At 56.2% G+C, this 23,468-nt stretch carries 20 protein-coding genes and 1 pseudogene; 14 read left to right on the top strand and 7 right to left on the bottom strand.

Annotated features, from left to right (window positions below; genetic code table 11):
- The first annotated feature begins 211 nt into the window (after positions 1 to 211).
- Entirely contained in the window at positions 212 to 670 is a 459-nt protein-coding gene (locus tag QSK07_RS20035) for a GNAT family N-acetyltransferase (RefSeq protein WP_285722586.1), read from the top strand.
- A gap of 471 nt (positions 671 to 1,141) precedes the next feature.
- On the opposite strand, the gene xylB is transcribed toward QSK07_RS20035, so the two are convergent.
- The gene (xylB, locus tag QSK07_RS20030; RefSeq protein ID WP_285722585.1) at positions 1,142 to 2,584 is read right to left on the bottom strand and encodes a xylulokinase; all 1,443 of its coding nucleotides are present in this window, start codon (positions 2,582 to 2,584) and stop codon (positions 1,142 to 1,144) included.
- 17 nt (positions 2,585 to 2,601) lie between these two features.
- Positions 2,602 to 3,924: a xylose isomerase gene (xylA, locus tag QSK07_RS20025; protein WP_285722584.1), complete on the bottom strand. Its 1,323-nt coding sequence runs from the start codon at positions 3,922 to 3,924 to the stop codon at positions 2,602 to 2,604.
- A 344-nt stretch (positions 3,925 to 4,268) separates the two neighbouring features.
- Between xylA and xylF the strand changes: the two genes are divergently transcribed.
- The 5 genes from xylF (at position 4,269) to QSK07_RS20000 (ending at position 11,218) form a co-directional block, all read left to right on the top strand.
- On the top strand, positions 4,269 to 5,261 hold the full coding sequence (gene xylF, locus QSK07_RS20020) for a D-xylose ABC transporter substrate-binding protein (protein WP_275222207.1): 993 nt from the start codon (positions 4,269 to 4,271) through the stop codon (positions 5,259 to 5,261).
- Positions 5,262 to 5,289: 28 nt separating this feature from the next.
- Positions 5,290 to 6,810, top strand: coding sequence for a xylose ABC transporter ATP-binding protein (locus tag QSK07_RS20015; protein WP_285722583.1), 1,521 nt, complete (start codon positions 5,290 to 5,292; stop codon positions 6,808 to 6,810).
- A complete protein-coding gene (gene xylH, locus QSK07_RS20010; protein WP_285722582.1) occupies positions 6,803 to 7,987 on the top strand; it encodes a xylose ABC transporter permease XylH in 1,185 nt (394 codons plus the stop codon). Before QSK07_RS20015 ends, xylH begins: the two co-directional genes overlap by 8 nt.
- A 93-nt stretch (positions 7,988 to 8,080) precedes the next feature.
- On the top strand, positions 8,081 to 9,259 hold the full coding sequence (gene xylR, locus QSK07_RS20005) for a D-xylose utilization transcriptional activator XylR (protein WP_285722581.1): 1,179 nt from the start codon (positions 8,081 to 8,083) through the stop codon (positions 9,257 to 9,259).
- A gap of 507 nt (positions 9,260 to 9,766) precedes the next feature.
- Positions 9,767 to 11,218, top strand: coding sequence for a sugar porter family MFS transporter (locus QSK07_RS20000; RefSeq protein ID WP_098051947.1), 1,452 nt, complete (start codon positions 9,767 to 9,769; stop codon positions 11,216 to 11,218).
- 27 nt (positions 11,219 to 11,245) lie between these two features.
- Here QSK07_RS20000 and QSK07_RS19995 read toward each other — a convergent pair whose 3' ends face one another.
- The 5 genes from QSK07_RS19995 to QSK07_RS19975 all read right to left on the bottom strand — a co-directional run bounded on the left by QSK07_RS19995 (position 11,246) and on the right by QSK07_RS19975 (position 15,348).
- On the bottom strand, positions 11,246 to 12,379 hold the full coding sequence (locus QSK07_RS19995; RefSeq protein ID WP_098051946.1) for an ROK family protein: 1,134 nt from the start codon (positions 12,377 to 12,379) through the stop codon (positions 11,246 to 11,248).
- A gap of 203 nt (positions 12,380 to 12,582) precedes the next feature.
- Positions 12,583 to 13,323: a replicative helicase loader DnaC gene (gene dnaC, locus QSK07_RS19990; protein ID WP_033734618.1), complete on the bottom strand. Its 741-nt coding sequence runs from the start codon at positions 13,321 to 13,323 to the stop codon at positions 12,583 to 12,585.
- Positions 13,323 to 13,859: a primosomal protein DnaT gene (gene dnaT / locus QSK07_RS19985; protein ID WP_098051945.1), complete on the bottom strand. Its 537-nt coding sequence runs from the start codon at positions 13,857 to 13,859 to the stop codon at positions 13,323 to 13,325. The genes dnaC and dnaT overlap by 1 nt, the downstream gene beginning before the upstream one ends.
- 110 nt (positions 13,860 to 13,969) lie before the next feature.
- The gene (locus QSK07_RS19980) at positions 13,970 to 14,644 is read right to left on the bottom strand and encodes a hypothetical protein (protein ID WP_098051944.1); all 675 of its coding nucleotides are present in this window, start codon (positions 14,642 to 14,644) and stop codon (positions 13,970 to 13,972) included.
- A 74-nt stretch (positions 14,645 to 14,718) separates the two neighbouring features.
- A complete protein-coding gene (locus QSK07_RS19975) occupies positions 14,719 to 15,348 on the bottom strand; it encodes an autotransporter (RefSeq protein WP_285722580.1) in 630 nt (209 codons plus the stop codon).
- 206 nt (positions 15,349 to 15,554) lie between these two features.
- Here QSK07_RS19975 and QSK07_RS19970 point away from each other — a divergent pair, with 206 nt between their 5' ends.
- The 8 genes and pseudogenes from QSK07_RS19970 to ghrB all read left to right on the top strand — a co-directional run bounded on the left by QSK07_RS19970 (position 15,555) and on the right by ghrB (position 23,388).
- Positions 15,555 to 16,121 (top strand): DNA-3-methyladenine glycosylase I, encoded by a 567-nt coding sequence (locus tag QSK07_RS19970; protein ID WP_285722579.1) that lies wholly within the window; start codon positions 15,555 to 15,557, stop codon positions 16,119 to 16,121.
- A gap of 110 nt (positions 16,122 to 16,231) precedes the next feature.
- Positions 16,232 to 16,894 (top strand): annotated as a pseudogene (locus QSK07_RS19965) (OmpA family lipoprotein).
- Positions 16,895 to 17,028: 134 nt separating this feature from the next.
- Entirely contained in the window at positions 17,029 to 18,012 is a 984-nt protein-coding gene (locus tag QSK07_RS19960; protein ID WP_098051940.1) for a LacI family DNA-binding transcriptional regulator, read from the top strand.
- 66 nt (positions 18,013 to 18,078) lie between these two features.
- Complete coding sequence (locus tag QSK07_RS19955; protein WP_098051939.1) at positions 18,079 to 19,104, top strand: LacI family DNA-binding transcriptional regulator; 1,026 nt, start codon at positions 18,079 to 18,081, stop codon at positions 19,102 to 19,104.
- Positions 19,105 to 19,243: 139 nt separating this feature from the next.
- Positions 19,244 to 19,993 (top strand): sugar phosphate isomerase/epimerase family protein, encoded by a 750-nt coding sequence (locus QSK07_RS19950; RefSeq protein WP_285722577.1) that lies wholly within the window; start codon positions 19,244 to 19,246, stop codon positions 19,991 to 19,993.
- A 9-nt stretch (positions 19,994 to 20,002) separates the two neighbouring features.
- A complete protein-coding gene (locus tag QSK07_RS19945; protein ID WP_285722575.1) occupies positions 20,003 to 20,968 on the top strand; it encodes a sugar kinase in 966 nt (321 codons plus the stop codon).
- A gap of 32 nt (positions 20,969 to 21,000) precedes the next feature.
- Positions 21,001 to 22,281: an MFS transporter gene (locus QSK07_RS19940; RefSeq protein ID WP_285722573.1), complete on the top strand. Its 1,281-nt coding sequence runs from the start codon at positions 21,001 to 21,003 to the stop codon at positions 22,279 to 22,281.
- Positions 22,282 to 22,413: 132 nt separating this feature from the next.
- Positions 22,414 to 23,388 carry a glyoxylate/hydroxypyruvate reductase GhrB gene (ghrB, locus tag QSK07_RS19935; RefSeq protein WP_285722571.1) on the top strand — a complete coding sequence of 325 codons (975 nt, stop codon included), beginning with the start codon at positions 22,414 to 22,416 and terminating at the stop codon, positions 23,386 to 23,388.
- Positions 23,389 to 23,468: the final 80 nt, after the last annotated feature.

The raw sequence follows: 23,468 nt of genomic DNA, 5'->3' as shown, positions 1-23,468 counted from the left end.
AGCTTATAGTAAAACCACCTCATCACATGATGAAACATAATGCCTGATAAGCGGTATTCTTGTGTACGAGGAACGTCCGCTTGTGGCACAGAGCGGACTGACGGCGGCCAGGGTCCGCTATGAGCGAAAAGCGGAAGTTCGCGGCAATTTCGCAAAAGATTCTGTATCCTTAAAGAAAATCACTCATTAATCATCAAAATTATACTGTCTCATGAATAGAGAAAAACAAAAGAATATCAGGATAAGATTAGCTCTACCCTCTGATATAGAGAGTATTTTTGACGTCAGAACTTCGGTTAAAGAAAATTATCTCAGTCGAGAAGAAATGGAGCTGATGGGAGTTACTGAAAGTGTTGTCACCAATATGATTGAGAAAAGCCATTGCGCATGGGTTGCCATAGATGACGAAAAGGTCATTGGTTTCTCGATGATTTTGCCAGATGAAGGATGTCTTTTTGCAGCCTTTGTTCTTCCTGAATATGAAGGCAGAGGTGTAGGTCGCAGCCTTGTTGAACTCGCAGAGCAGGAATTATTCAAATATCATGAGGTTGCCTGGCTTGAAACCGACAAAAACAGTCGTGCGGCAGAATTTTACAGGCGGTTGGGCTGGGTTGAGAAAGAAAATGTGAGCGAATCCGATATTAGATTAGAAAAATTTCGCTGCGTTTAAGCAATGATTCCTTTCGTAAATGTCCGCTTCTGGCACACAGCGGACATCATGTAATACCTACTTGACGCGATTCAGGCGGGCGAGCAGTGCGCAGCCTGCCCCTTAATGCCGCGTGAGCGGCATGGAGGCGCCAGATAATGTAACTTATGACTCAGAAGCCAATCGGCGCCGTACGCCCGGCGTAGCCGGTTTCTGACCGATATATACTACGAATCCATCCCCTGCCCTGATTAGCCCAAACCAACTTTCAGCAGCGAAGAAGTTTATGTAACCCCTTTTAACCCCGGTGAGCGGGCTTTACGGCGCCTGCGACGTAAAGGGCGTGATTTCCGGGGCCTTGGCGGCGGCAGCCTGCGCTGACGCTTAGGGGGGTGTTAAACGCGACTTTAAGCGATAAGCACGGAACTTAACACGGTAGCTGCCAGGTCGCTCTGCTATCCGTTGCGATAAATCCAGCACGTTCTGGCTTGTTTACTTCATCAGTGGCAGGAGTTGCTGATACAGGGCTGCAAAGGTCTCACGGTGCGGCTGATAATGCGCCATTTTGTCCGGATCCGGCTGATGTCGTTGCAGCAGAACCGGCGTCGGAACGGTGACCGCGGGATCCAGCGCCTGCTGCGCCAGCCGTGCCGCTCCCAGTGCCGGGCCAACGTCACCGCCGTGGCAGTAATCCAGCGTCTGACCACTGATATCTGCCAGCATCTGACGCCACAGGGCACTGCGTGCGCCACCGCCGATCAGCATAATGCTCTCTGGCTGCACGCCACACTCATGTAGCACGTCCATGCCCTGCGCCAGGGCAAACCCGACGCCTTCCAGCACCGATCGTGCCAGCTCGGGACGACCATGCTGGTGAGTGAAGCCAAAGAAAGCGCCCAGGGCGCTGGGGTTGTTATGCGGCGTGCGTTCTCCGGAAAGATAGGGCAGAAACCATAGTCCGGGCACGTCATCGCGCGCGCGCGCTGCTTCAGCCAGCAGTTCAGGAACATCTTTGCATCCGGTCAGCGTGGCTGCCCATTCGAGACAGGAAGCCGCACTGAGCATCACTGACATCAGATGCCAGCGCTGCGGTAACGCATGACAGAAGCTATGAACCGCACGTTCCGGATTGCTGAGATAGCCATCGCTCACCACGAAATAGACGCCTGAGGTGCCCAGCGACAGCATGCCCTGGCCCGGTTCGGTCATACCGACGCCAACAGCGCCCGCGGCATTGTCACCACCGCCAGCGGCCAGCGGCACCGCGTTCATCTTCCAGCGCGTCGCCAGGTCGGCATGCAACGTGCCGGTCAGGGCATTGCCTTCACAGAGTTGCGGCATCTGATCGCGGCTGAGATCGCAGGCGTGCAGCATCACATCGCTCCAGTCTCGCTGCGCCACATCCAGCCACATCGTCCCTGCGGCATCGGACATATCGGTGGCGAAGTCGCCACTCAATCGCCAGCGCAGATAATCCTTGGGCAGCAGCACATGAGCAACCCGACTGAAAATGTCCGGTTCATGTTGCTGCACCCACAGCAGCTTCGGCGCCGTAAAACCGGGCATCATCAGGTTACCGGTGATCGCGCGTGAGTCCGGCACCTTCCGCTCCAGCGCACGACATTGCGCCTCGCTGCGCCCGTCATTCCAGAGTATGGCCGGACGTAAAATCTGGTTAGCACTGTCGAGCAGCGTTGCACCATGCATCTGTCCGCTCAACCCGATAGCCTGAACCGTATGCAGGTCCTGCTGCGCGCTAAGGGCCTGCATGGCTGAATCCAGCGCCTGCCACCAGCTTTCAGGATCCTGCTCGCTCCACAAGGGCTGCGGACGCGAAACCTGCAGTGGCGACGTCTCTGTCGCCAGCACGTTGCCCTGTGCATCCATCAGCACCACTTTGATGCCAGAGGTACCTAAATCGATCCCGATAAACATGCGCTGCTCCTGAAGGGTCAGAAATCAAACAGGTAGTGATTCACCAGATTTTCCAGCTGCTCCTGACGTCCGCTCTGATGCTGCGGATTGAGCTGCTGCTGCTGAGCATGCGCCGCCAGCGCCTCCAGTGAAAACTCACCTTTCAGAATTTGCTGGCCGAACTCACCATTCCAGCCGCTATAGCGCTGCGCCACACGCTTATCGAGTTCACCGTCACCGATCATGCGAGCCGCCACCTTCAGCGCCAGCGCCATGGTGTCCATCGCGCCGATATGGCCGTAGAAGAGATCATATTTATCGGTGCTCTGACGACGCACTTTGGCATCAAAGTTTAAGCCGCCAGTGGTAAAGCCGCCTGCCTTAAGGATTTCGTACATCACCAGTGCGTTTTCTTGCACGCTGACCGGGAACTGATCGGTATCCCAGCCGCACTGCGGATCGCCACGGTTGGCGTCCACGGAACCAAAAATGCCCAGCGCAATGGCGGTCGCAATTTCATGATGGAACGAGTGGCCAGCCAGCGTGGCGTGGTTCGCCTCAACATTAACCTTAATCTCTTTCTCAAGGCCGAACTGTTTCAGGAAGCCATAAACCGTTGCAACATCGTAATCATACTGATGTTTGGTCGGCTCCTGCGGTTTGGGTTCGATCAGCAGCGTTCCCTGGAAGCCAATTTTATGTTTGTGCTCGACCACCATCTGCATAAAGCGGCCAGTCTGCTCGCGCTCCTGGCGCAGATCGGTATTCAGCAGGGTTTCATAGCCTTCACGCCCGCCCCATAACACATAGTTTTCACCGCCCAGGGTTTTGGTGGCCTGCATGGCGCTGCAGACCTGCGTCGCCGCCCAGGCAAAAACCTCAGGATCGGGATTAGTGGCAGCACCGGCACCGTAGCGCGGATGGGTAAAGCAGTTAGCCGTGCCCCACAGCAGTTTCACACCGGTTTCCTGCTGTTTCTCCAGCAGTTTATCGGTCATGGCGGCAAAGTTTTCTTTGTAGTTGTGCAGCGAATCACCTTCCGGTGAGACGTCCACATCATGGAAGCAGTACCACGGCACATTCAGCTTATGGAAAAACTCAAAGGCGACATCCGCTTTCAGTTTTGCCTGCTGCAGCGCATCCCCGTTTTTCTGCCACGGACGATCAAAGGCACCGACGCCAAACATATCCGCGCCATTCCAGCAGAAGGTGTGCCAGTAACAGGCAGCAAAGCGCAGATGCTCCGCCATGGTCTTACCGAGGATGACCTCATCGGGATTGTAGTGGCGGAAAGCGAGAGGATGCGTCGACTGGGTGCCTTCATAACGAACCCGATCGATCTGATCGAAATAAGCGTGCATGGTTTGCTCCTTAGCATCAGTACCCGGATGGTCTGCGTTGAAGCAATATTCAATATGGGCTGTAACCTCAGCTCAATTACGATATTTCATTACGGGTGTCAGATAATTATTATTTGTGCGCTGGCTCGCAAAATAATGTTATTTGCGGGGCGGTTTATCCTTGTCACTCTTTTGTCCTAAAAAGACGAAACCTCGATCGCGCTCATAAAAAAAGAAATAAACCAAAAAACGTAATAGCCGGATAAAAATCAGTAATTGCTGCGACAGGAAAAGAAGGGCAACAATTCATCCGCCTGGTTTATCGGCCTGCGATAACAATAGCCTCCACCTACAGGATGATCACAATGAAGATGAAACATGCACTGTTCGCCGCCTGCGCGGCGCTGGCGCTCTTCAGCCAGACCAGCGTGGCAAAAGAAGTGAAGATCGGCATGGCAATTGACGATTTGCGCCTTGAGCGCTGGCAGAAAGACCGCGATATTTTCGTTAAACAGGCGGAGACGCTGGGCGCTAAGGTGTTTGTTCAGTCGGCCAACGGCAACGAAGAAACACAGATGTCGCAGATTGAAAATATGATCAACCGCGGTGTCGATGTGCTGGTGATTATTCCCTACAACGGTCAGGTCTTGAGTAACGTTGTCGCTGAAGCGAAACGGGAAGGCATTAAAGTGCTGGCCTATGATCGAATGATAAATAACGCCGATATCGATTTTTATATTTCGTTTGATAATGAAAAAGTGGGCGAACTGCAGGCCGAAAGTATTGTGAAACAGGTACCTAAGGGCAACTATTTTTTAATGGGCGGATCGCCGGTGGATAATAACGCCCGTCTGTTCCGCGCCGGACAGATGAAAGTATTAAAACCTTATATCGACAACGGCAGCATTAAAATTGTCGGCGATCAGTGGGTCGATGCCTGGCTGCCGGAAAACGCCCTGAAAATTATGGAAAACGCCCTGACCGCCAACAGTAACCACATCGATGCGGTCGTGGCCTCTAACGATGCCACCGCAGGCGGTGCGATTCAGGCGCTGAGTGCACAGGGGCTGGCCGGAAAAGTGGCGATTTCGGGGCAGGATGCCGATCTGGCCGCGATTAAGCGTATCAAAGCGGGCACCCAGACCATGACGGTTTACAAACCAATCACCGAACTGGCCACCGAAGCGGCGAAAATTGCCGTCGAACTGGGTGATGGCAAAACGCCTGCCAGCAACAGCAAGCTGAACAATGGCCTGAAAGATGTGCCGTCGCGACTGCTGAAGCCAATTCCGGTCAACAAAGACAATATCGAAAGCACCGTGGTGAAAGACGGTTTCCATAAACAGAGCGAACTCTGACCGCGCATAGCGTGAGGGAGAACAGTCGATGCTGCTGGAAATGAAAAACATCACCAAGCGTTTCGGTGCTGTTAAGGCGCTGAATGATGTCAGCCTGCAACTGGAGGCGGGCGAAGTGATGTCGCTGTGCGGTGAGAATGGATCGGGCAAATCGACGCTGATGAAAATCCTGTGCGGCCTCTATCCGCACGGTGATTTTGAGGGGCAGATTCACTTCTCTGGCGACGACATTCAGGCGCAGACCATTCGCGATACCGAGCGTAAAGGCATTGTGATTATTCATCAGGAACTGGCGCTGGTGCGGCAACTCACGGTGATGGAGAACATCTTCCTCGGTGCCGAACTGAGCCGTTTCGGCATGGTGGATGACGAAACCATGACCCTGCGCTGCCAGCAGCTGCTGGCGCGGGTCGGGCTGAACGTCTCTCCTGCGACCCGGGTCGGTGAGTTAGGCCTGGGCCAGCAGCAGCTGGTGGAGATCGCCCGCGCGCTTAACAAACAGGTCCGGCTGCTGATTCTGGATGAGCCAACCTCATCGCTGACGGAGCAGGAAACAGATGTGCTGCTGGGCATCATCCGTAATCTGCGCGAACACGGCATCGCCTGCATCTACATCTCACACAAGCTGAATGAGGTGAAGGCGATCTCCGACACCATCTGCGTGATCCGTGACGGCCAGCATATTGCGACCCATCCGGCGGCGGGCCTGAGCGAAGATGACATTATCACCATGATGGTCGGACGCGAGCTGACCGCGCTTTATCCTCACGCGCCGCATCAGATTGGCGATGTGATACTGAAAGTCGACAACCTCACCGCCTGGCATCCGGTTAACCGCCACATCCGCCGGGTGAACAATGTCTCGTTCACGCTCAGACGTGGTGAAATCCTGGGTATCGCCGGGCTGGTGGGTGCGGGCAGAACCGAAACCGTGCAGTGTCTGTCTGGCGTCTGGCCAGGGCGCTGGCAGGGCGATATCCGGGTCAATGGCCAGCAGGTCAGCATCACCGATTGCCGCGCCGCCATTGCACATGGCATCGCGATGGTGCCGGAAGATCGCAAAAAGGATGGCATCGTGCCGCTGATGGCGGTGGGCAAAAATATTACCCTGGCGGCGCTGGATCAGTTCAGTCACCGCCTCTCTACTCTGGATGAAGCGCAGGAGCAGCAGGCGATCAACGACGCGATCAGCCGGCTGCGGGTAAAAACCTCTTCATCGGAACTGCCGATTGGCCGCCTGAGCGGTGGCAATCAGCAGAAAGCGATTCTGGCGAAGTGCCTGCTGCTTAATCCAAAAATCCTGATCCTGGATGAACCGACGCGCGGCATTGATGTGGGCGCCCGTCAGGAGATTTACCTGCTGATCAATGCGCTGGTGCAGCAGGGTATCGCGGTGATTGTGATTTCATCTGAGCTGCCGGAGGTGCTGGGCCTGAGCGATCGGGTGCTGGTGATGCATGAAGGGCAGATTAAAGCCGACCTGATTAACGATAACCTGACTCAGGAGCAGGTGATGGAAGCTGCCCTGCGGAGTGAACATTATGCTTAAAAGTGAAAGTACCCAAAGCCGCCTCACCGGCACGCCGGGCAAATCGTCACCGGGCAGGTTCACGCTGCCCAATCTGCAGGCTCTGGTGATGCTGGGCGCGATTGTGCTGATTGCGTTGTTCTTTACCTGGACCACCGACGGCGCGTGGCTCAGTGCGCGTAACGTCTCGAACCTGCTGCGTCAGACCGCCATCACCGGTATCCTGGCGGTGGGCATGGTGTTCGTGATTATCTCGGCGGAGATCGACCTGTCAGTCGGCTCCATGATGGGGCTGCTGGGCGGGGCGGCGGCGATATTCGATGTCTGGCTCGGGTGGCCACTGCCGCTGACCATCGTAGTGACACTGGTGATGGGGCTGTTGCTCGGTACCTGGAATGGCTGGTGGGTGGCCTACCGCAAAGTGCCGTCGTTTATCGTCACGCTGGCAGGGATGCTGGCGTTCCGCGGCATTCTGGTCGGCATTACTGACGGCACTACGGTTGCGCCCATCACGCCGGGCATGTCGCAGATTGGACAGAGTTATCTGCCGGGTGGCGTTGGTTTTGGCTTTGGCGTTGCCGGTCTGGCGCTGTTTATGCTGTGGCAGTGGCGTCTGCGTCTGCGTCGTCAGCAGCTCGGACTGCCGCAGGGCGCAGCCAGCAGCACCGTAGGGCGTCAGGCGATTACCGCCATATTAGTGCTCGGTGCCATCTGGTTACTCAACGACTATCGCGGCGTACCGACGCCTGTATTACTGCTTGCCGTACTGTTGCTGGCGGGCATGTTTATGGCCACCCGCACCGCTTTTGGCCGCCGTATCTATGCCATCGGCGGCAACATTGATGCTGCCCGCCTCTCTGGCATTAACGTGGCGCGCACCAAGCTGGCGGTGTTCGCCATCAACGGTGTGATGGTGGCGATTGCCGGGCTGATCCTGAGTTCAAGGCTGGGTGCAGGTTCGCCGTCGGCGGGTAACATCGCAGAACTCGACGCGATTGCTGCCTGCGTAATTGGTGGCACCAGCCTGGCGGGCGGTGTGGGGTCGGTGGCGGGCGCGGTAATGGGGGCCTTTATCATGGCCTCGCTGGATAACGGCATGAGCATGATGGATGTGCCGACTTTCTGGCAGTACATCGTCAAAGGCGCGATTCTGCTGCTGGCAGTGTGGATGGATACCGCAACGCGGCGTCGGGTGTAATCGCGCGGGTGATCACATTGTGGCGCAAACAATTTTTTCGCCCCTTTCAGCCGTGTTATGCAATGCGCTGAGGATTTAAGGGAACGCGCCACCATGCATGATAAACGCTATCGCATTACGCTGCTGTTTAACGCCAATAAAGTGTATGACCGCCAGGTTGTTGAGGGCGTCGGAGAGTATCTGCAGGCGTCGCAGACTGACTGGGATATCTTCATCGAGGAAGATTTCCGCTGTCGCATTGACAACATCCGTGAGTGGCTGGGCGATGGGGTGATCGCCGATTACGACGATCGCTCCATCGAAACCCTGCTGTCGAATGTCTCTGTGCCGATTGTCGGCGTTGGAGGCTCTTACCATCGTCAGGAAGATTATCCCCCGGTGCATTACATCGCTACGGACAATGCCGCGCTGGTGGAGAAAGCCTTTCTGCATCTGAAAGAGAAGGGCATTAACCGCTTTGCCTTTTATAGTTTACCGGCCTCCAGCGGCAAGCGCTGGGCACAGGAGCGGGAACAGGCGTTCCGCCAGCTGGTGGGGCGTGAGCGCTATCAGGGCGTGGTTTATCAGGGCATGGAAACCGCACCGGAAAACTGGCAGCACGCCCAGAACCGGCTCGCCGACTGGTTGCAGACGCTGCCGCCGCAAACCGGCATTATCGCTGTCACCGACTCACGGGCACGGCACCTGCTGCAGGCGTGCGAACACCTGAAAATACCGGTGCCGGAGAAGCTTACGGTGATCGGGATTGATAATGAGGAGCTGACCCGTTATCTGTCACGCGTGGCGCTCTCGTCCGTAGCACAGGGCTCGCGACAGATGGGCTATCAGGCGGCCAAACTGCTGCATCGGCTGCTGGATGAGCAGCCTTTGCCGCTTCAGCGCATTCTGGTGCCGCCGGTGAAAGTGATCGCCCGGCGCTCAACTGACTTCCGCTCGCTGCGCGATCCGGCGGTGATTCAGGCGATGCACTACATCCGCTTCAACGCCTGTAAGGGAATTAAAGTGGAGCAGGTGCTGGATGCGGTAGGCCTGTCACGTTCTAATCTGGAAAAGCGCTTCAGGGATGAAACCGGTGACACTATCCATGCGATGATCCACCGCGAAAAGCTGGAAAAAGCCCGCGAACTGCTGGCTTCCTCGTCGCTCAACATCAACGAGGTCTCACAGATGTGCGGCTACCCTTCGCTGCAATACTTCTACTCAGTTTTCCGCAAAAGCTACGACACCACGCCGAAAGAGTATCGCCAGCACTTTGGCGAAAACCTGCTTTAACGACAGACCGGCGTAAAGAACGCCTGGGTTTTCATATAATGACCAGGATGAAAATTATATTTCATCCTGATGCCTCGCTGTCAGTGCAAAGGCCATTTTCTCAGGCTTAATCTGCCAGCCGGAAGGGCCCGGCTTCTTTGACTTTAAAGCTTAAAAATCAGTAGTTAAGGCTGAGTGCTGGCGTAATGTTTTATCAGCCTCAGACGGGCCGCTTTGGACGATATTTCGTCTGTAATCAGGTGCTTACCCTTGATGGAAAAACATCACCGCCCGAATTTACCTGTTATCTTATTGATTGATATTACTTTTATTCAGGATTATCACTCAGCGAGTTTATAATTTTTTCCAACCTGCTTCACATTTCCGAAAGAATTAATCCAAATTCCCCTATTTAGAAAATATATTTCACTAGTGTCTGCTTGCTGCAATTCCTGAACTTCTGACCTGTCACGCCTCCTGTTACTGAACCGATACGGTTCAGACAGTAGAGAAAAGGAGCCTGTAAAAATGGAAACCCGGCAAAAACGTTACAACATGAAATATGTCATGCTCTGTTGCACCGTCGCCGCTTTTGGTGGCCTGCTGATGGGCTATGACTCGTCGATTATCTCTGGCGCTATCGAGCCGCTTAGTGACTATTTCCAGCTGACCCCGGCAGAAACCGGCTGGGCAGTGTCTAATATCCTGCTTGGCAGTCTGGTTGGCTGCTTTATTGCGCCAAAGCTGAGCGATAAATGTGGCCGCAAAAAATCGCTCGCTATCACGGCGCTACTGTTTACTGCCTCGGTGGTGGGGACTGCCATTGCCCATAACTTCTTCACCTTTGTCGCTTTTCGTATTCTTGGCGGATTAGCGATCGGGCTGGCCTCGGTGATTTCGCCAATCTATCTGGCGGAGCTTTCACCGTCGAAGTATCGTGGCCGCACCAGCGCGCTCTATGCGGTCTGCTGCGTCGGTGGGCAATCGGTGGTACTGCTTACCAACTACTTCATTAACAAATCGATGCTGCCCGAAGTGATGGTCGATACAGGCTGGCGCTATATCCTGGCAACCGCGCTGGTGCCCTGTGCGCTGTTTATCTTTTTCATTGCTTTTATACCGGAATCACCACGCTGGAACGTTCTGAAAGGCAAAGACAAAGAGGCGCTGGATACGCTGAGCAAAATCTCTGACCCGGTCCATGCCCGCACCGTTTTCAATGAAATTAAACACTCTTTCTCTGATGAGGCGGTGACCCGCCATAAATCCCGATTACGCCTGAACAAAACCACGGTGCCGTTGCTCATCATTGGTATTGGCCTGGCTGTCGGCAATCAGATTAGCGGCATCAATGTGATTCAGTATTTCGGGCCAACGTTGCTGAAAAATGTGTCCGGCAGCACGGATTCGGCGCTGCTCCAGACCTTCTGGCTGTCCGTATGTCAGTTTGCGGGAGTGCTGATAGGTATGGCGCTGATTGATAAAGTCGGACGTCGTAAGCTTTTACTGCTGGGGGCGATTACCTCTGCCGTTTTCCTTGCCTATACCTTTATCGCTTTCTATTACCGTTTGCCCGGCTTGCTGGCGGTGGTGGGACTGTTTGCCTATATGGTTTTCTTTGGCATGACCTGGGGACAGATTGTCTGGACCGTACTGGGCGAGCTGTTTCCGACAGAAATCCGCTCAATCTGTGTCGGCATCTCCATTTGCGCCATGTCGATGGCCAATTTTGTCATCAGCACTACATTCCCGATTCTGAACAGTAATGCTTTTCTGCTTGAGATTTTTCACGGTGGCTTCCCGCTGTTACTGTTTGCGCTTTTTTCACTGGCTATGTACTTCTTCACTTTCCGCTATCTGCCGGAAACGGCCGGGATGCCGCTGGAAAAAATTCACGCGCGCGTGCTGGAGAAGTTTAATATTGACCCGCGTGAGGCGGGCGAACGGACAAATGCTCCGGTCAGCGAGACGCGATCATAAAGAAGAGGGCAGTCTGTGGGGGCACGCTCACCCCACGCGCTGCTCACTCTGTTCCAGCACCGCCAGTGCCAGCCCGTTTGCCGGATCAATCCGGTTTTCCGGGAAGTGCAGCAGAGTGTGCGCGGCGGTAAAGGCCAGCGCATTGCCGTGTGCGGTATCGCGCACCGCCTTGCAGAAGCGCTCACTGGCATTCCACGGACAATCAATGATGATGGTAGCGGGATTGAGCAGCAACATAATCTGACTCAGTGCCGCACCCAGATAGCCGCCCGCCTGCGCCATCACTTCATCCACTACGCGCGGCGCGCTATCGCGATTCTGCCAGCTCAGGCCAGGCTGACGCTGCGCCAGTTGCTGATTCACTGCAGGCTTGCTGACCAGCGCTTCCAGACACCCCCGGCGGCCGCAGCTGCAACGTGGCCCTTCAGGCTGGACAACCAGATGTCCTGCTTCGCCCGCCGTCCAGCTATGCCCGGTAAATACCTGACCCTGTTGTACCAGTGCGCCGCCAATCCCCTCGGAAATACGCAGATAAAAATGACCGCTCTCCGGCGATAATCCACTTTGCTCGACAGCCAGTAGCGCAGCGGCTTTAACATTATTCATAATGCGGATGGGGAGACGCACATGCTTGCGCAGCGTGGTCAGCAGGTCAACATCCTGCCATTCCAGCGGCAATGAGATATGCATCCAGCCGCGCCGGGGATCGACGATGCCGGGGAAGCCGAGGCCAATACCGAGCAAGTCGGGATAGCGATCTGTCAGTTCCCGGCACAGCATAGCCAGCTCAGCCAGCAGGCGGGTCGGATGACGGGTATCGGTGCGCAGCGTCGCTTCAGCCAGCACCTGTGAAAAGTAGTCGCAGACCCGCCAGTGAATCACGTTGCGTTCTACCATGACGCCTGCGCTCTTAAGCTTTTCCGGCCGCAAGGTGATCCCGATTTTAGGCCGTCCGGCAGCCGCGACGCTGACCGGCCCAAGTTCCTCTATCAGACCCTGCTCCAGCAGGTCATCAATGATTAATGAGACCGTGTTTTTGCTGAGGATCAGCGCCTCCGCCAGATCCTGACGCGACGTCACGCGCAGCTTACGCAGCTGAGCCATCACCCGTTTCTGGTTATTGAGTCGCAGTAGTGCGGGGCCTTTGCCGTTCGTTTTCATCACGGATTCTCCCAACAGAGGAGTAAGAATTGAGTGTAACAGCCCCGGCGTATTCTTCATGCCACACTTTTGCGGGCTGTTTCACACAACCTGATCGGTGGTGGCTGAGATCGTGACGGCGATCAGATCGCCAGCTTAAGCCTGGCTTTTCTGCTGTACCGGCGTCCTCATCAGCGCAATGACCCGGCGTAGCCGGGTCATTGTTAATACTCGTCGCCGCGCACCCGACTGCGATAACTCTCCCAGTCAAAACGAACCCACAGGCTGTTGCCCAGGCGCATACGGTCCATGACGCGCTCGCCCAGCAGCGCATTCATGCCCGCATGGTCGAGGTTGGATAACATGCCGGTCGGGCGTTTCGATGAAGAGCGCCGATCGACAATCTGGTTGATAATCACTTTTTCGTAGCGTGACTCGCTCTGCATACCGATCTCATCAATCACCAGCAGATCAACACTGCTGAGATCCTGAATCAGCCGCTCTTCGGTGATGCCGCTGCTGCCGCTGAAGGTCCCCTTCATGCTCGACATCAGATCGGCGACCGTCACGATCAGCACGCTTTTACCGCGCAGGATCAGGTCATTGCCAATCGCAGCAGCCAGATGGTTTTTACCGGTGCCAGGACGCCCGGAAAAGACAAAGCTGGCGATGCTGCCATCAAACTCAGCGGCGTACTGACGCGCCAGCTCCAGCGCTTTACGCTGTCCCTCGTTCTCTACCCGGTAATTATCAAATGAGCAGTTCATGTGCAGCTCGCGGATGCCGGAACGGCCCATCACGCGCTGCATTTTCATTGCGCGGTTCTCACGCACAATCGCCTCTGAACGCAGGCGCCCCTGCTCCTGATTCCACGCCAGCAGTTCTTCGCCATTGGCAAATTTAGGGCGGGTGCCCGCAGGCATCATTCTTTTCAGACGGTTAAAGAGATCATCTGGCGTTTTCATCATTCACCTCGGAAACCATCGGGAATGGTACGGTCAGGATCAGGCAACTGTGTGATATCACGCTTCGGTTGCCCGCCGTTTGCGGCGCGGTTTATCTGAATGCTGCGCGCCAGCTTCTGTTGCCACTGCACATGATGGAACATCCGGCCTTCCGCCTGCCAGTAGGCCACAAAGGCCGCCAGCTCGCCGGGCGTCACCGGTTCACTCAGCGCCACGCCCCAGATGGCGGCCTGACGCGTAAAGTCGGCATCCGGCTGCCAGCCCGGATATATGGCGAACTTGCCTGCGGGCGTGTGGATTGCGGCGGGCGCGTCGTCATAGAGGCTGTCATCCAGCGCGACATCATTCGGCTGTCGGGCGGCGGCTTCCAGCGCCAGCAGTTCAGCCAGACGCGCTGGCGTGATGGCGTACATCACCGGCGCATAATTATCTAACACCGCCAGCGTGCCCTTTTCTGCCTGCTGCAGGGCAGTCAGCGGATCCTGTCGAAAGGCATCCAGGCCAATGAGCGTTGAAGTTAAGATTTTAGCTGACATGAAAAGACCTGAGGTTAACGAACACCTTGCGCCGGGAACCTGTCGCCGACGCAGAAGTGTTTATTGTACCTGTTTTGAGGGTCGGGATCGCTTAAAAAGCAACTCAGCAGTCAGTGCGACGTGACGGGAGAAGAGGCATGGCGGGTCGATGCAGATTCGTTGGCGCGGACGCTGACAGCGGCCGGGCGGGTCTGCCATAAATAGCGAACCGAGGCGAGCCAGCAGAGGCTGTATCCCAGAAGCTCGGTGCCCTCTTCGGCCATGTTTTTCACCACGCGGTTGTAATCATCGAGCATCAGATGCTGCCACAGCGCGTGAATACCAAACAGGCGGGAAAAAACCAGCACCACTAAAAATCCGGAAGCCATCACCGGCCAGCTGCGGTGCTGGACAAGGTTCGCCAGCGCATGCACGGTTTTCTTTGGCGTACGCAGCGCAATGGCCAGCGAACCCGCCGTGACCGCCAGGGCAAACCAGACCCAGCTGCCGTGCTGAATGACATCAAACACGAAGTCGAGCTCGCGGATGAGCATGCAGCTGTAAAAGCCTGCCACTAAAGTCAGCGCTCCGCGCTGGGCGGGGCGACGGCGGGCGGCAATGAAAAACAGCCCGGCGATCATTGCCAGCATGATTTCCTGGGTAGTTTCAGTGAAAGAGGTTTCGTGCAGTGCGTCGTTCATCCAGGCCACATCAATGTAGACGGGGACGAGAGTCAGGGCGAGAACTAGGGCGGCCATCAGGAAGACCGCGATTTCGCGGCCAATAATTGTCAAATCGTTGCGCATTTTGTTACCAGTATAATGATTAGCGGACTCATTATATTTTAAACGCCCGATTCCCTTTCTCTTTTTATGCCTCGCTAGAAGCTGGCGCTGAAGCCAAAGCTATAAAGTTGCTGCTCGTCGTTATTCAGCGCTTCGCTTTGTGAAAATGACGCGAAAGCCGCCAGATTATCGTTCAGTGGCATTTGTGCGCCGATGCTTAAATCGATACCGTCGGATTGATCCGAGCCATTCGTCGCCTCGCGCTGTGGGCTCTGCGGCGTATCCGCCATCAGATAGTGGTAACTCAGCTGCGCCCAGGGCGATATCCATCCCTGCTGCGAATCGATGCGCCAGCCAACGCTAGCGCTCTGCTCCCGGATCTGCTGATCGCTATAGTCACATTGCAGACAGTTCATCAGCTGGGGATCGACTGCATACTGCGCCACGGGTCCGGTGGTCAATGACGGCGCAATCGGCATATCAACGCCCGCCCGATAACGTTTACCCAGCGGCGTGGTGCCTGTGCTACCGGTTTCACTGTGCAGGGCAATGGGGGAAGCGGTGGGAGAATTAATTGCAGCTTCAAACAGGGCGCGGCTCTCATCGCTGAACGCAAGTGGCGTCAGGGCGATCTTCTCCGCCAGAATTGTGTCGTAGTCGGGCAGAAAGTCAGGATGCTGAGGCGCAGAGGTGCCGCCGCGGGCAAAAGTCGGTTGCGTGAACATTAACAGCCCTACAGCACAGCAGGTCCGCAGACCTTTCCAACCGCTTCTCGGCAACATCGCTTCTCCGGGCAAGGCTGAAGTTATGGCGTCTTAATGAATTTTTCGGCCCGTCTCTGTTATTTAACCGGTGATCGTTTAACTATCAACCGATTAATTCTAAGATCAAGCGGACCGCTAAAATATTCTCGTTATAAAGGAACAAAACGATGCAACGATGTGGCTGGGTAACGCAGGATCCCCTCTATCTGGCGTATCACGACAGGGAATGGGGTGTGGCGCAGAGAGAGACGCGCGCACTTTTTGAGATGCTCTGTCTGGAAGGACAGCAGGCGGGATTATCCTGGATCACCGTGCTAAAAAAACGCGAAAACTATCGGGCGGCGTTTCACCAGTTTGATCCTCAGGCTGTTGCGCAGATGGACGCTGCCGACATCGACGATCTTATGCTTAACAGCGGCATTATCCGCCACCCCGGCAAAATCGCCGCCATTATCGCGAACGCCCGCGCTTTTATTGAGATGGAAGCGAAAGGCGAGGATTTCAGCGACTTCGTCTGGCAGTTTGTCGATAACGTGCAAATTGTCCACCATCATCCTGATTACAGCCAGGCACCCACCACGTCAGAGCAGGCCATTGCGCTCTCGACGGCGCTGAAGCTGCGTGGTTTCAAATTCATCGGCCCTACAATTTGCTACTCCTTTATGCAGGCCTGCGGGCTGATAAACGATCATCAGAGCAACTGTTTTTGCCATCCTGACAATCAAAAGGCGTAATTCCCGGTAAATCAGGATTTTTCCGCACTACATTCCCGGTCACCAGACGGCATAATCGTGCCACTTATGGGAAAGGTTTTTCCCTGTGTGTCGAATGTAAGGGAACAAAAATGCAGAAGAAATTAATCGTCATCACCTTGTTATTAAGCGGCAGTCTGGCCCTGCCAGGTTGTACCACCAATCCTTATACCGGCGAATCTCAGGCGGGTAAGTCAGGCGTGGGCGCGGGCCTTGGCGCATTAGTCGGTGCCGGTGTCGGCGTGCTCTCTTCATCGAAGAAAGATCGTCGTAAAGGTGCGCTGATTGGGGCCGCAGGCGGCGCGGCGCTGGGTGGTGGCGTGGGTTACTAAATGGACGTGCAGGAAGCGAAATTGCGTGACAAAATGCGCGGGACCGGTGTCAGCGTAACCCGCAACGGCGATAACATCGTCCTGAATATGCCAAACAATGTCACCTTCGACTCCAGCAGCAGCAACCTGAAACCTGCCGGCGCCAACACCCTGACGGGTGTTTCAATGGTGCTGAAAGAGTATCCGAAAACCGCGGTAAACGTCGTGGGTTACACCGACAGTACCGGCAGCCGTGCGCTGAACATGCGTCTGTCACAGCAGCGTGCTGAAAGTGTAGCCAGTGCGTTGATCGTGCAGGGTGTTGCCAGCAATCGCCTGCGTACACAGGGTGCAGGCCCGGATAACCCGGTTGCCACCAACAGCACTGAAGCAGGCAAAGCACAAAACCGTCGCGTTGAAATTACGCTCACCCCGCTGGGATAATCGCGGTCGCCCCCGAACGGGGGCGTACCTTTTCTGTAAAGCATCACGTTAAAAGCACCAGTAATGTTTCTGCGGATAGAGCCAGCAGAGGCTTTATGGTAGCCTGATCAAAAATTGATCAGTGGACTTGCCCCATGTCTCTTAAAGCCATCGCTGCAGTTTTAGGTCTTTCCGTTACGACTGTCAGCCGTGCCCTTAATGGTTATCAGGATGTCGCTCAGGAGACGCGTAAACGCATTGAAGAGGAAGCGCAGCGGTGCGGCTACCGGCCTAATGCGGCGGCCCGACGACTGAAAACCGGCCGTGCAAACGCAGTAGGGCTCGTTTATCCGGTCATTGAATCTTCCCTGAGTGGCAGCGACTTCAGTGACATGCTGCTGGCGCTGGATCATCATCTTGCCCGTCATGAAATTAACCTGCTATTGCTGGCGGATAAACAGCAGCAGAGTCACTCAACCCTGACGCGCCTGCTGCGTAGTGGGGCCGTCGATGCCCTGATCGTCGGCCATACCACGCCAGAAGACAGCCGACTGAACGCGCTGATGCAGACCCGTTTTCGCTTTCTGGCGCTGGGCCGCAGCGAGCTGCCAGCCGCCTACGCCTGGTTTGATGTTGATCACCTTGCCGGTTCACAACTGGCGGTGGGCTGGTCGCTGGCGCAGGGACGGCAGCGGATAGCCTGGCTCGGCAGCAATGAAAACAGCACGCGGGTACGTGACCGGCGTCAGGGTTATCTGACGGCGCTGGGTGACGTTGCGCCTTATGCGATGGCGGCGGTCGCGCCGTCGCGCCGTGCCGGCTATCACCAGACGCGTGAGTGGCTGGCAGGGGAACCCGCGCCAGAAGTGATTATCACCGACTGCGCTGCGCTGGCTGAAGGCGCAGCCCTGGCGCTGCAGCAGGCTGGTCGGACAGCGGGCGAGGACGCCATTCTGCTCGCAGGCTGGGAAGGATTACCACGTGATGCGATTCTCGATCATCCCATGGCTGCGATTCGGCAGGCAACGCCGCATCAGGCCGGCGAACAGGTGGCTGACATGGTTATCAGGCTGATCAACGGCGAACCGCCAGAAACGTTACAGACCCTGTGGCAACCCTGGCTGCAATTACCGGCCTAGCACTTTTTGCGCCGGGCTTCGCTTGTGCTAGTCTCTGCCGGGTTTCTTATTTTCGCAGGATATCTCATGAAAATCAGGCCGCCTCGCGCCACCATAAGCGATGTTGCTCACGCGGCACGAACCGGTAAAACCAGCGTTTCACGCTATCTCAATGGCGAGCTGCATCTGCTCTCTGCCGACTTAAAAGCGCGGATTGAACAGGCCATTGCGGATCTCAGCTACCGTCCGAGTCAGATGGCGCGCGGCCTGAAGCGCGGACGTACCCGCCTGATTGGGCTGATTATCGCCGACATTACTAATCCCTATTCCGTCGATGTGATGAGCGGCATTGAAGCTGCCTGCCGGGAGCAGGGTTTCACGCTGCTGATGTGTAACACCAACAACGAAGTGGATCTGGAGCAGCACTATCTGCAACTGCTGAGCAGTTATCAGGTTGAGGGCATCGTGGTTAACGCGGTCGGCATGCGTGAAGAGGTGCTCAGCCATCTGCAACAATCCCTGCTGCCGATGGTGCTGATTGACCGTAAAATCCCCGACTTTCCCTGTGATGTGGTGGGCCTGAACAATGCCGAAGCGGCCGAGACGGCCACACGCCATCTGGTCGACAATGGCTATGACGCGCTGCTGTTTCTCAGCGAGCCATTGGGCAGCGTGAATACGCGACGCGAGCGTCTGCAGGCTTTCCGCCAGCTGCTGGCGGCGCATCCGCAGGTTGAGCATGAAAATGCGGAAGTGCCGCTGCACCAGACCGCCGCACTGGATCAGGCGCTTCTGGCCTTCCGGCAGCGTCACACCGGTAAACGCTGCGCGGTGATGGTTGCCAACGGAGCACTGACGCTGCAGGTGGCGCGATCGCTGCAACGACTTAACCTGCACTGGGGCCGTGATATCGGCCTGCTTGGTTTCGACGAACTGGAGTGGGCGGCGCTGGCTGGTGCCGGCATCACTACGCTGAAACAGCCGACCTGGCAGATTGGCTACAGCGCGCTGGAGCGATTGATTGCGCGCATAGAGGGCAGCGAATTGCCGGTTGCCGAGCAGGTCTTCTCTGGTGAACTGATCGTTCGCGGCTCCAGCCAGCCTCTGGGCTGAATTTCAGATTTAACCTTCTGTTTACATGCCCGCTTCGTGAGCACGATCATAATTTCACAGTTTGCTGCTTTGCTTTGGAACCGGTTCCATTTAGGGTTTTTCTATTCGTTATGGGCAGACCTCTGCCATGGAGTAGAACATGAAACCTGACATTATCGTAGTGACCGCCGCTTATGGCCACATGCAAATCGCCGCACTCGGCGGACAGGCTGCGCTGCTGCCAGTCATCCAGCAGGCGGGCGCTGACGGGGTCGAAATCCGACGCGAATTACTTGATGATGCGGCGCTGGCCGATCTGCCAGCGCTGGCCGGGGCAATAGCTGAGCATCAGCTGCATGCCAGCTATTCCGTGCCGGATACCCTGTTTTGTGACGGCGGCGAAATCAATCCACGCATAACCCACTACGTTGAAGAGGCACGCCAGCTAAACGCGCAGCGGCTGAAAGTGGCGCTGGGAGACTTTACCGGTGCGCTGCCTCGCGAAACGTTGCAGGCGCTGCTGGCGGATTTGCCATTCCAGCTGACCGTGGAAAACGACCAGACCGAACATGGCCGACTGGCACCGTCCGTCGCGTTTTTCACGGCGGTGCGCGAAACCGATCTGCCGATCAGCATGACCTTTGATATGGGTAACTGGTGCTGGACCGGCGAAGACGCCGATCAGGCGGCGACGCAGCTGGCCGCGCAGGTGGGCTATGTGCATGTCAAAGCCGCTGTGCCACATCAGGATAGCTTCCGGGCGATTGCGCTGGATGAGGATGATGACCACTGGCGCACGCTGCTGCAACAGCTGCCCGCTCGCGCGCCGCGCGGTATTGAATTTCCGCTGGAAGGCGCCGATCTGACTGCGGTGACGCGCCACTACGTGTCGCTGTTGCGTAACGTGTAAGGAGCGAAGATGACGACACATCACACTATGCATCACAACGGTCCGCTTGATGTGGTCACCATCGGTGAAGCGATGGCGATGTTCATCGCCCGTGAAACTGGCGACCTGGCCGTAGCAGAGACCTTTGTTAAACGTGCCGCGGGCGCGGAACTCAATGTAGCGACCGGCCTGTCACGTCTTGGCCTGAAAGTGGGCTGGGTCAGCCGTGTCGGCGATGACGCCTTTGGCCGGTTTATCTGCCAGCAGCTGGAAAAAGAGGGCATCGACCATGCCAGGGTGACAGTCGATAAGCGCTATCCCACCGGTTTTCAGCTCAAGTCCAAAGTAGATGACGGTTCCGATCCGCTGGTGGAATATTTCCGTAAAGGCTCGGCTGCCAGCCATCTGTCCGTCGATGATTTTGACGGGGACTATTTCGGCTCGGCGCGCCATCTGCACCTCAGCGGTGTGGCAGCGGCGCTGTCTGAAAGTTCATTAGAATTGCTGAAGCACACCGCCAAAGAGATGCGTGCACGCGGCAAAACCATCTCGTTTGACCCGAACCTGCGACCGGTACTGTGGCGCAGCGAAGAGGAGATGCGTAAGCAGCTCAATCTGCTGGCGGAGTATGCCGACTGGGTACTGCCGGGCGAAAAAGAGGGTCTGATTCTGACCGGTTATCGTCAGCCGGAAGCGATTGCGGATTTCTATCTCGACAGGGGTGTGAAAGCCGTCGTGATTAAAACCGGTTGTGACGGTGCCTGGTATAAAACCGCGCAGGGCGAACAGGGTCAGGTTGCGGCGATTAAAGTCGATAACGTGGTGGATACCGTGGGTGCCGGTGATGGCTTTGCCGTTGGCGTCATCAGCGCGCTGCTGGAAGGTCAGTCGCTGCCGCAGGCGATTCGGCGCGGCAACAAAATTGGTTCGATGGCGATTCAGGTCATTGGTGACAGCGAAGGTCTGCCGACGCGTCAGCAATTGGGCGACGTGTAGTTCGCGCCCCTCTATAGTCACAGGAGTTCCCGATGAAAAAGCAGACAATCGCGCCAAAACGCTGGTGGTTCATCATGCCCATCGTGTTTGTCACCTACAGCCTGGCGTATCTCGATCGTGCAAATTTTAGCTTCGCTTCTGCTGCCGGGATTAACGACGATCTCGGCATCACCAAAGGCATGTCCTCGCTGCTGGGTGCGCTGTTCTTCCTGGGTTACTTCTTTTTCCAGATCCCGGGGGCGATTTACGCCGAGCGTCGCAGCGTCAAAAAACTGATTTTCGTCTGTCTGATGCTGTGGGGCGGCTGTGCCTCGCTGACCGGCGTGGTCAGCAACATTCCGATGCTGGCCGCGATTCGCTTTGTTCTGGGCGTTGTAGAAGCCGCCGTGATGCCCGCGATGCTGATCTATATCAGCAACTGGTTCACCAAATCGGAACGTTCGCGTGCTAACACCTTCCTGATTCTTGGTAATCCGGTTACGGTGCTGTGGATGTCGGTGGTGTCGGGCTATCTGATTGAATCTTTTGGCTGGCGTGAGATGTTTATCTTCGAAGGCATTCCGGCGGTGGTCTGGGCGATTGCCTGGTGGTTCCTGGTGCAGGATAAACCGGCACAGGCGCGCTGGATGAGCGATGCCGAGAAAGCGGCATTACAGGCTGAACTGCATAAAGAGCAGGAAAATATTAAAGCGGTGCGTAACTACGGTGAAGCGTTCCGTAACCGCAACGTCATCCTTCTCTGCCTCCAGTACTTTGCCTGGAGCATCGGCGTGTATGGCTTTGTGCTGTGGCTGCCGTCGATTCTGCGCAACGGTACGCAGATGGGCATGGTAGAAGCGGGCTGGCTCTCAGCGGTGCCGTATCTGGCGGCGACCATTGCGATGGTGGTGGTTTCCTGGGCGTCGGACAAAACCCAGAATCGTAAGCTGTTCGTCTGGCCGCTGCTGCTGATTGGTGCGCTGGCATTCCTTGGCTCGTATCTGGTGGGAGCGAACAATTTCTGGATGTCCTATACCCTGTTAGTGATTGCCGGTGCCGCGATGTATGCCCCTTACGGACCGTTCTTCGCCATCATCCCTGAGATGCTGCCACGTAATGTCGCCGGTGGCGCGATGGCGCTGATCAACAGCATGGGTGCGCTGGGGTCGTTCATCGGTTCATGGATTGTCGGCTATCTTAATGGTGCTACCGGCAGCCCGTCGGCGTCTTACATCTTTATGGGATCGGCCCTGCTGGTTTCGGTATGGCTGACGCTGATTGTGAAACCGGCGCAGAATAAAGCCCCGCCGCTGCAGGGTGCGAAACCGGCCTGAAAGCGTAAACGCTAGAGCGTGCTGTTTGTAAGCGCACAGGGCTTAGTCAGCATACTAAAAGCGTAATCGTTAATCTCTGTTTCTCCGGGCGGCCTGCAAGCCGCCCGCTACTTATTGAACGGGAGCCACCGAATGAAACCCGCTGTAATTCTTTATAAAAAACTGCCTGATGATCTCTACGCACGTCTGGCTGAACAGTGTGACGTGACGGAAATCAGCGATCTGTCGCCGGAAAGCCAGCAGCAGCATGCTGCCGTGTTTCAGCAGGCAGAAGGGCTACTGGGATCGGGCGGTAAAGTGAATGGCGAACTGCTGGCGAAAATGCCCAATCTGCGCGTCTGCTCCAGCGTCTCTGTGGGCTATGACAATTTCGATGTTGATGCACTGAATCAGCATCACGTGGTGCTGATGCACACTCCGACCGTGCTGACCGAAACCGTGGCGGATACCATGATAGCCCTGGTGTTGAGCACGGCGCGCCGTGTGCCGGAACTGGATGCCTGGGTTAAAGCGGGCAACTGGCAGAAGAGCATTGGTCCGGCGCAGTTTGGCATCGACGTGCACCATAAAACGCTGGGTATTCTCGGCATGGGACGTATCGGCATGGCGCTGGCGCAGCGCGCCCACTTCGGCTTCGGCATGAAAATCCTCTACAACGCCCGCCGCGAACATGAAGAGGCGCAGTCGCGCTTTGGCGCGCAGCGCTGTGAACGGGAGGCGCTGCTGAAGCAGAGTGATTTCGTCTGCATCAGCCTGCCGCTGACGGAAGAGACGCACCATCTGATCGGTGCTGCCGAACTGGAACTGATGAAGCCGGATGCAGTGCTGATCAACGCCGGTCGCGGGCCGGTGGTGGATGAGCAGGCGCTGATCGCCGCGTTGCAGGCGGGCAAACTGCACGCTGCCGGGCTGGATGTGTTTGAGCAGGAGCCGGTCTCTGCCGACTCTCCGCTGCTGTCACTGCCTAACGTGGTGACGCTGCCGCACATCGGTTCCGCCACGCATGAAACCCGTTACGGCATGATGCAGGATGCGGTAGAGAATCTCATCGCCGCGCTCGGCGGAAACGTTGAGAAAAACTGCGTGAACCCGCAGGCGCTGAAGTAATCCCCATGCCTTCCCATTGCGCCCGCCGATGGCGGGCGTTATGGTGGACCCCCGATTCGCTATTACAAATATTTAACCGC

It is taken from the genome of Pantoea sp. QMID4 (genome assembly GCF_030270445.1).
Taxonomy (GTDB): Bacteria; Pseudomonadota; Gammaproteobacteria; order Enterobacterales; family Enterobacteriaceae; genus Pantoea; species Pantoea vagans.
This window is presented reverse-complemented; position numbering and strand designations above follow the sequence as displayed.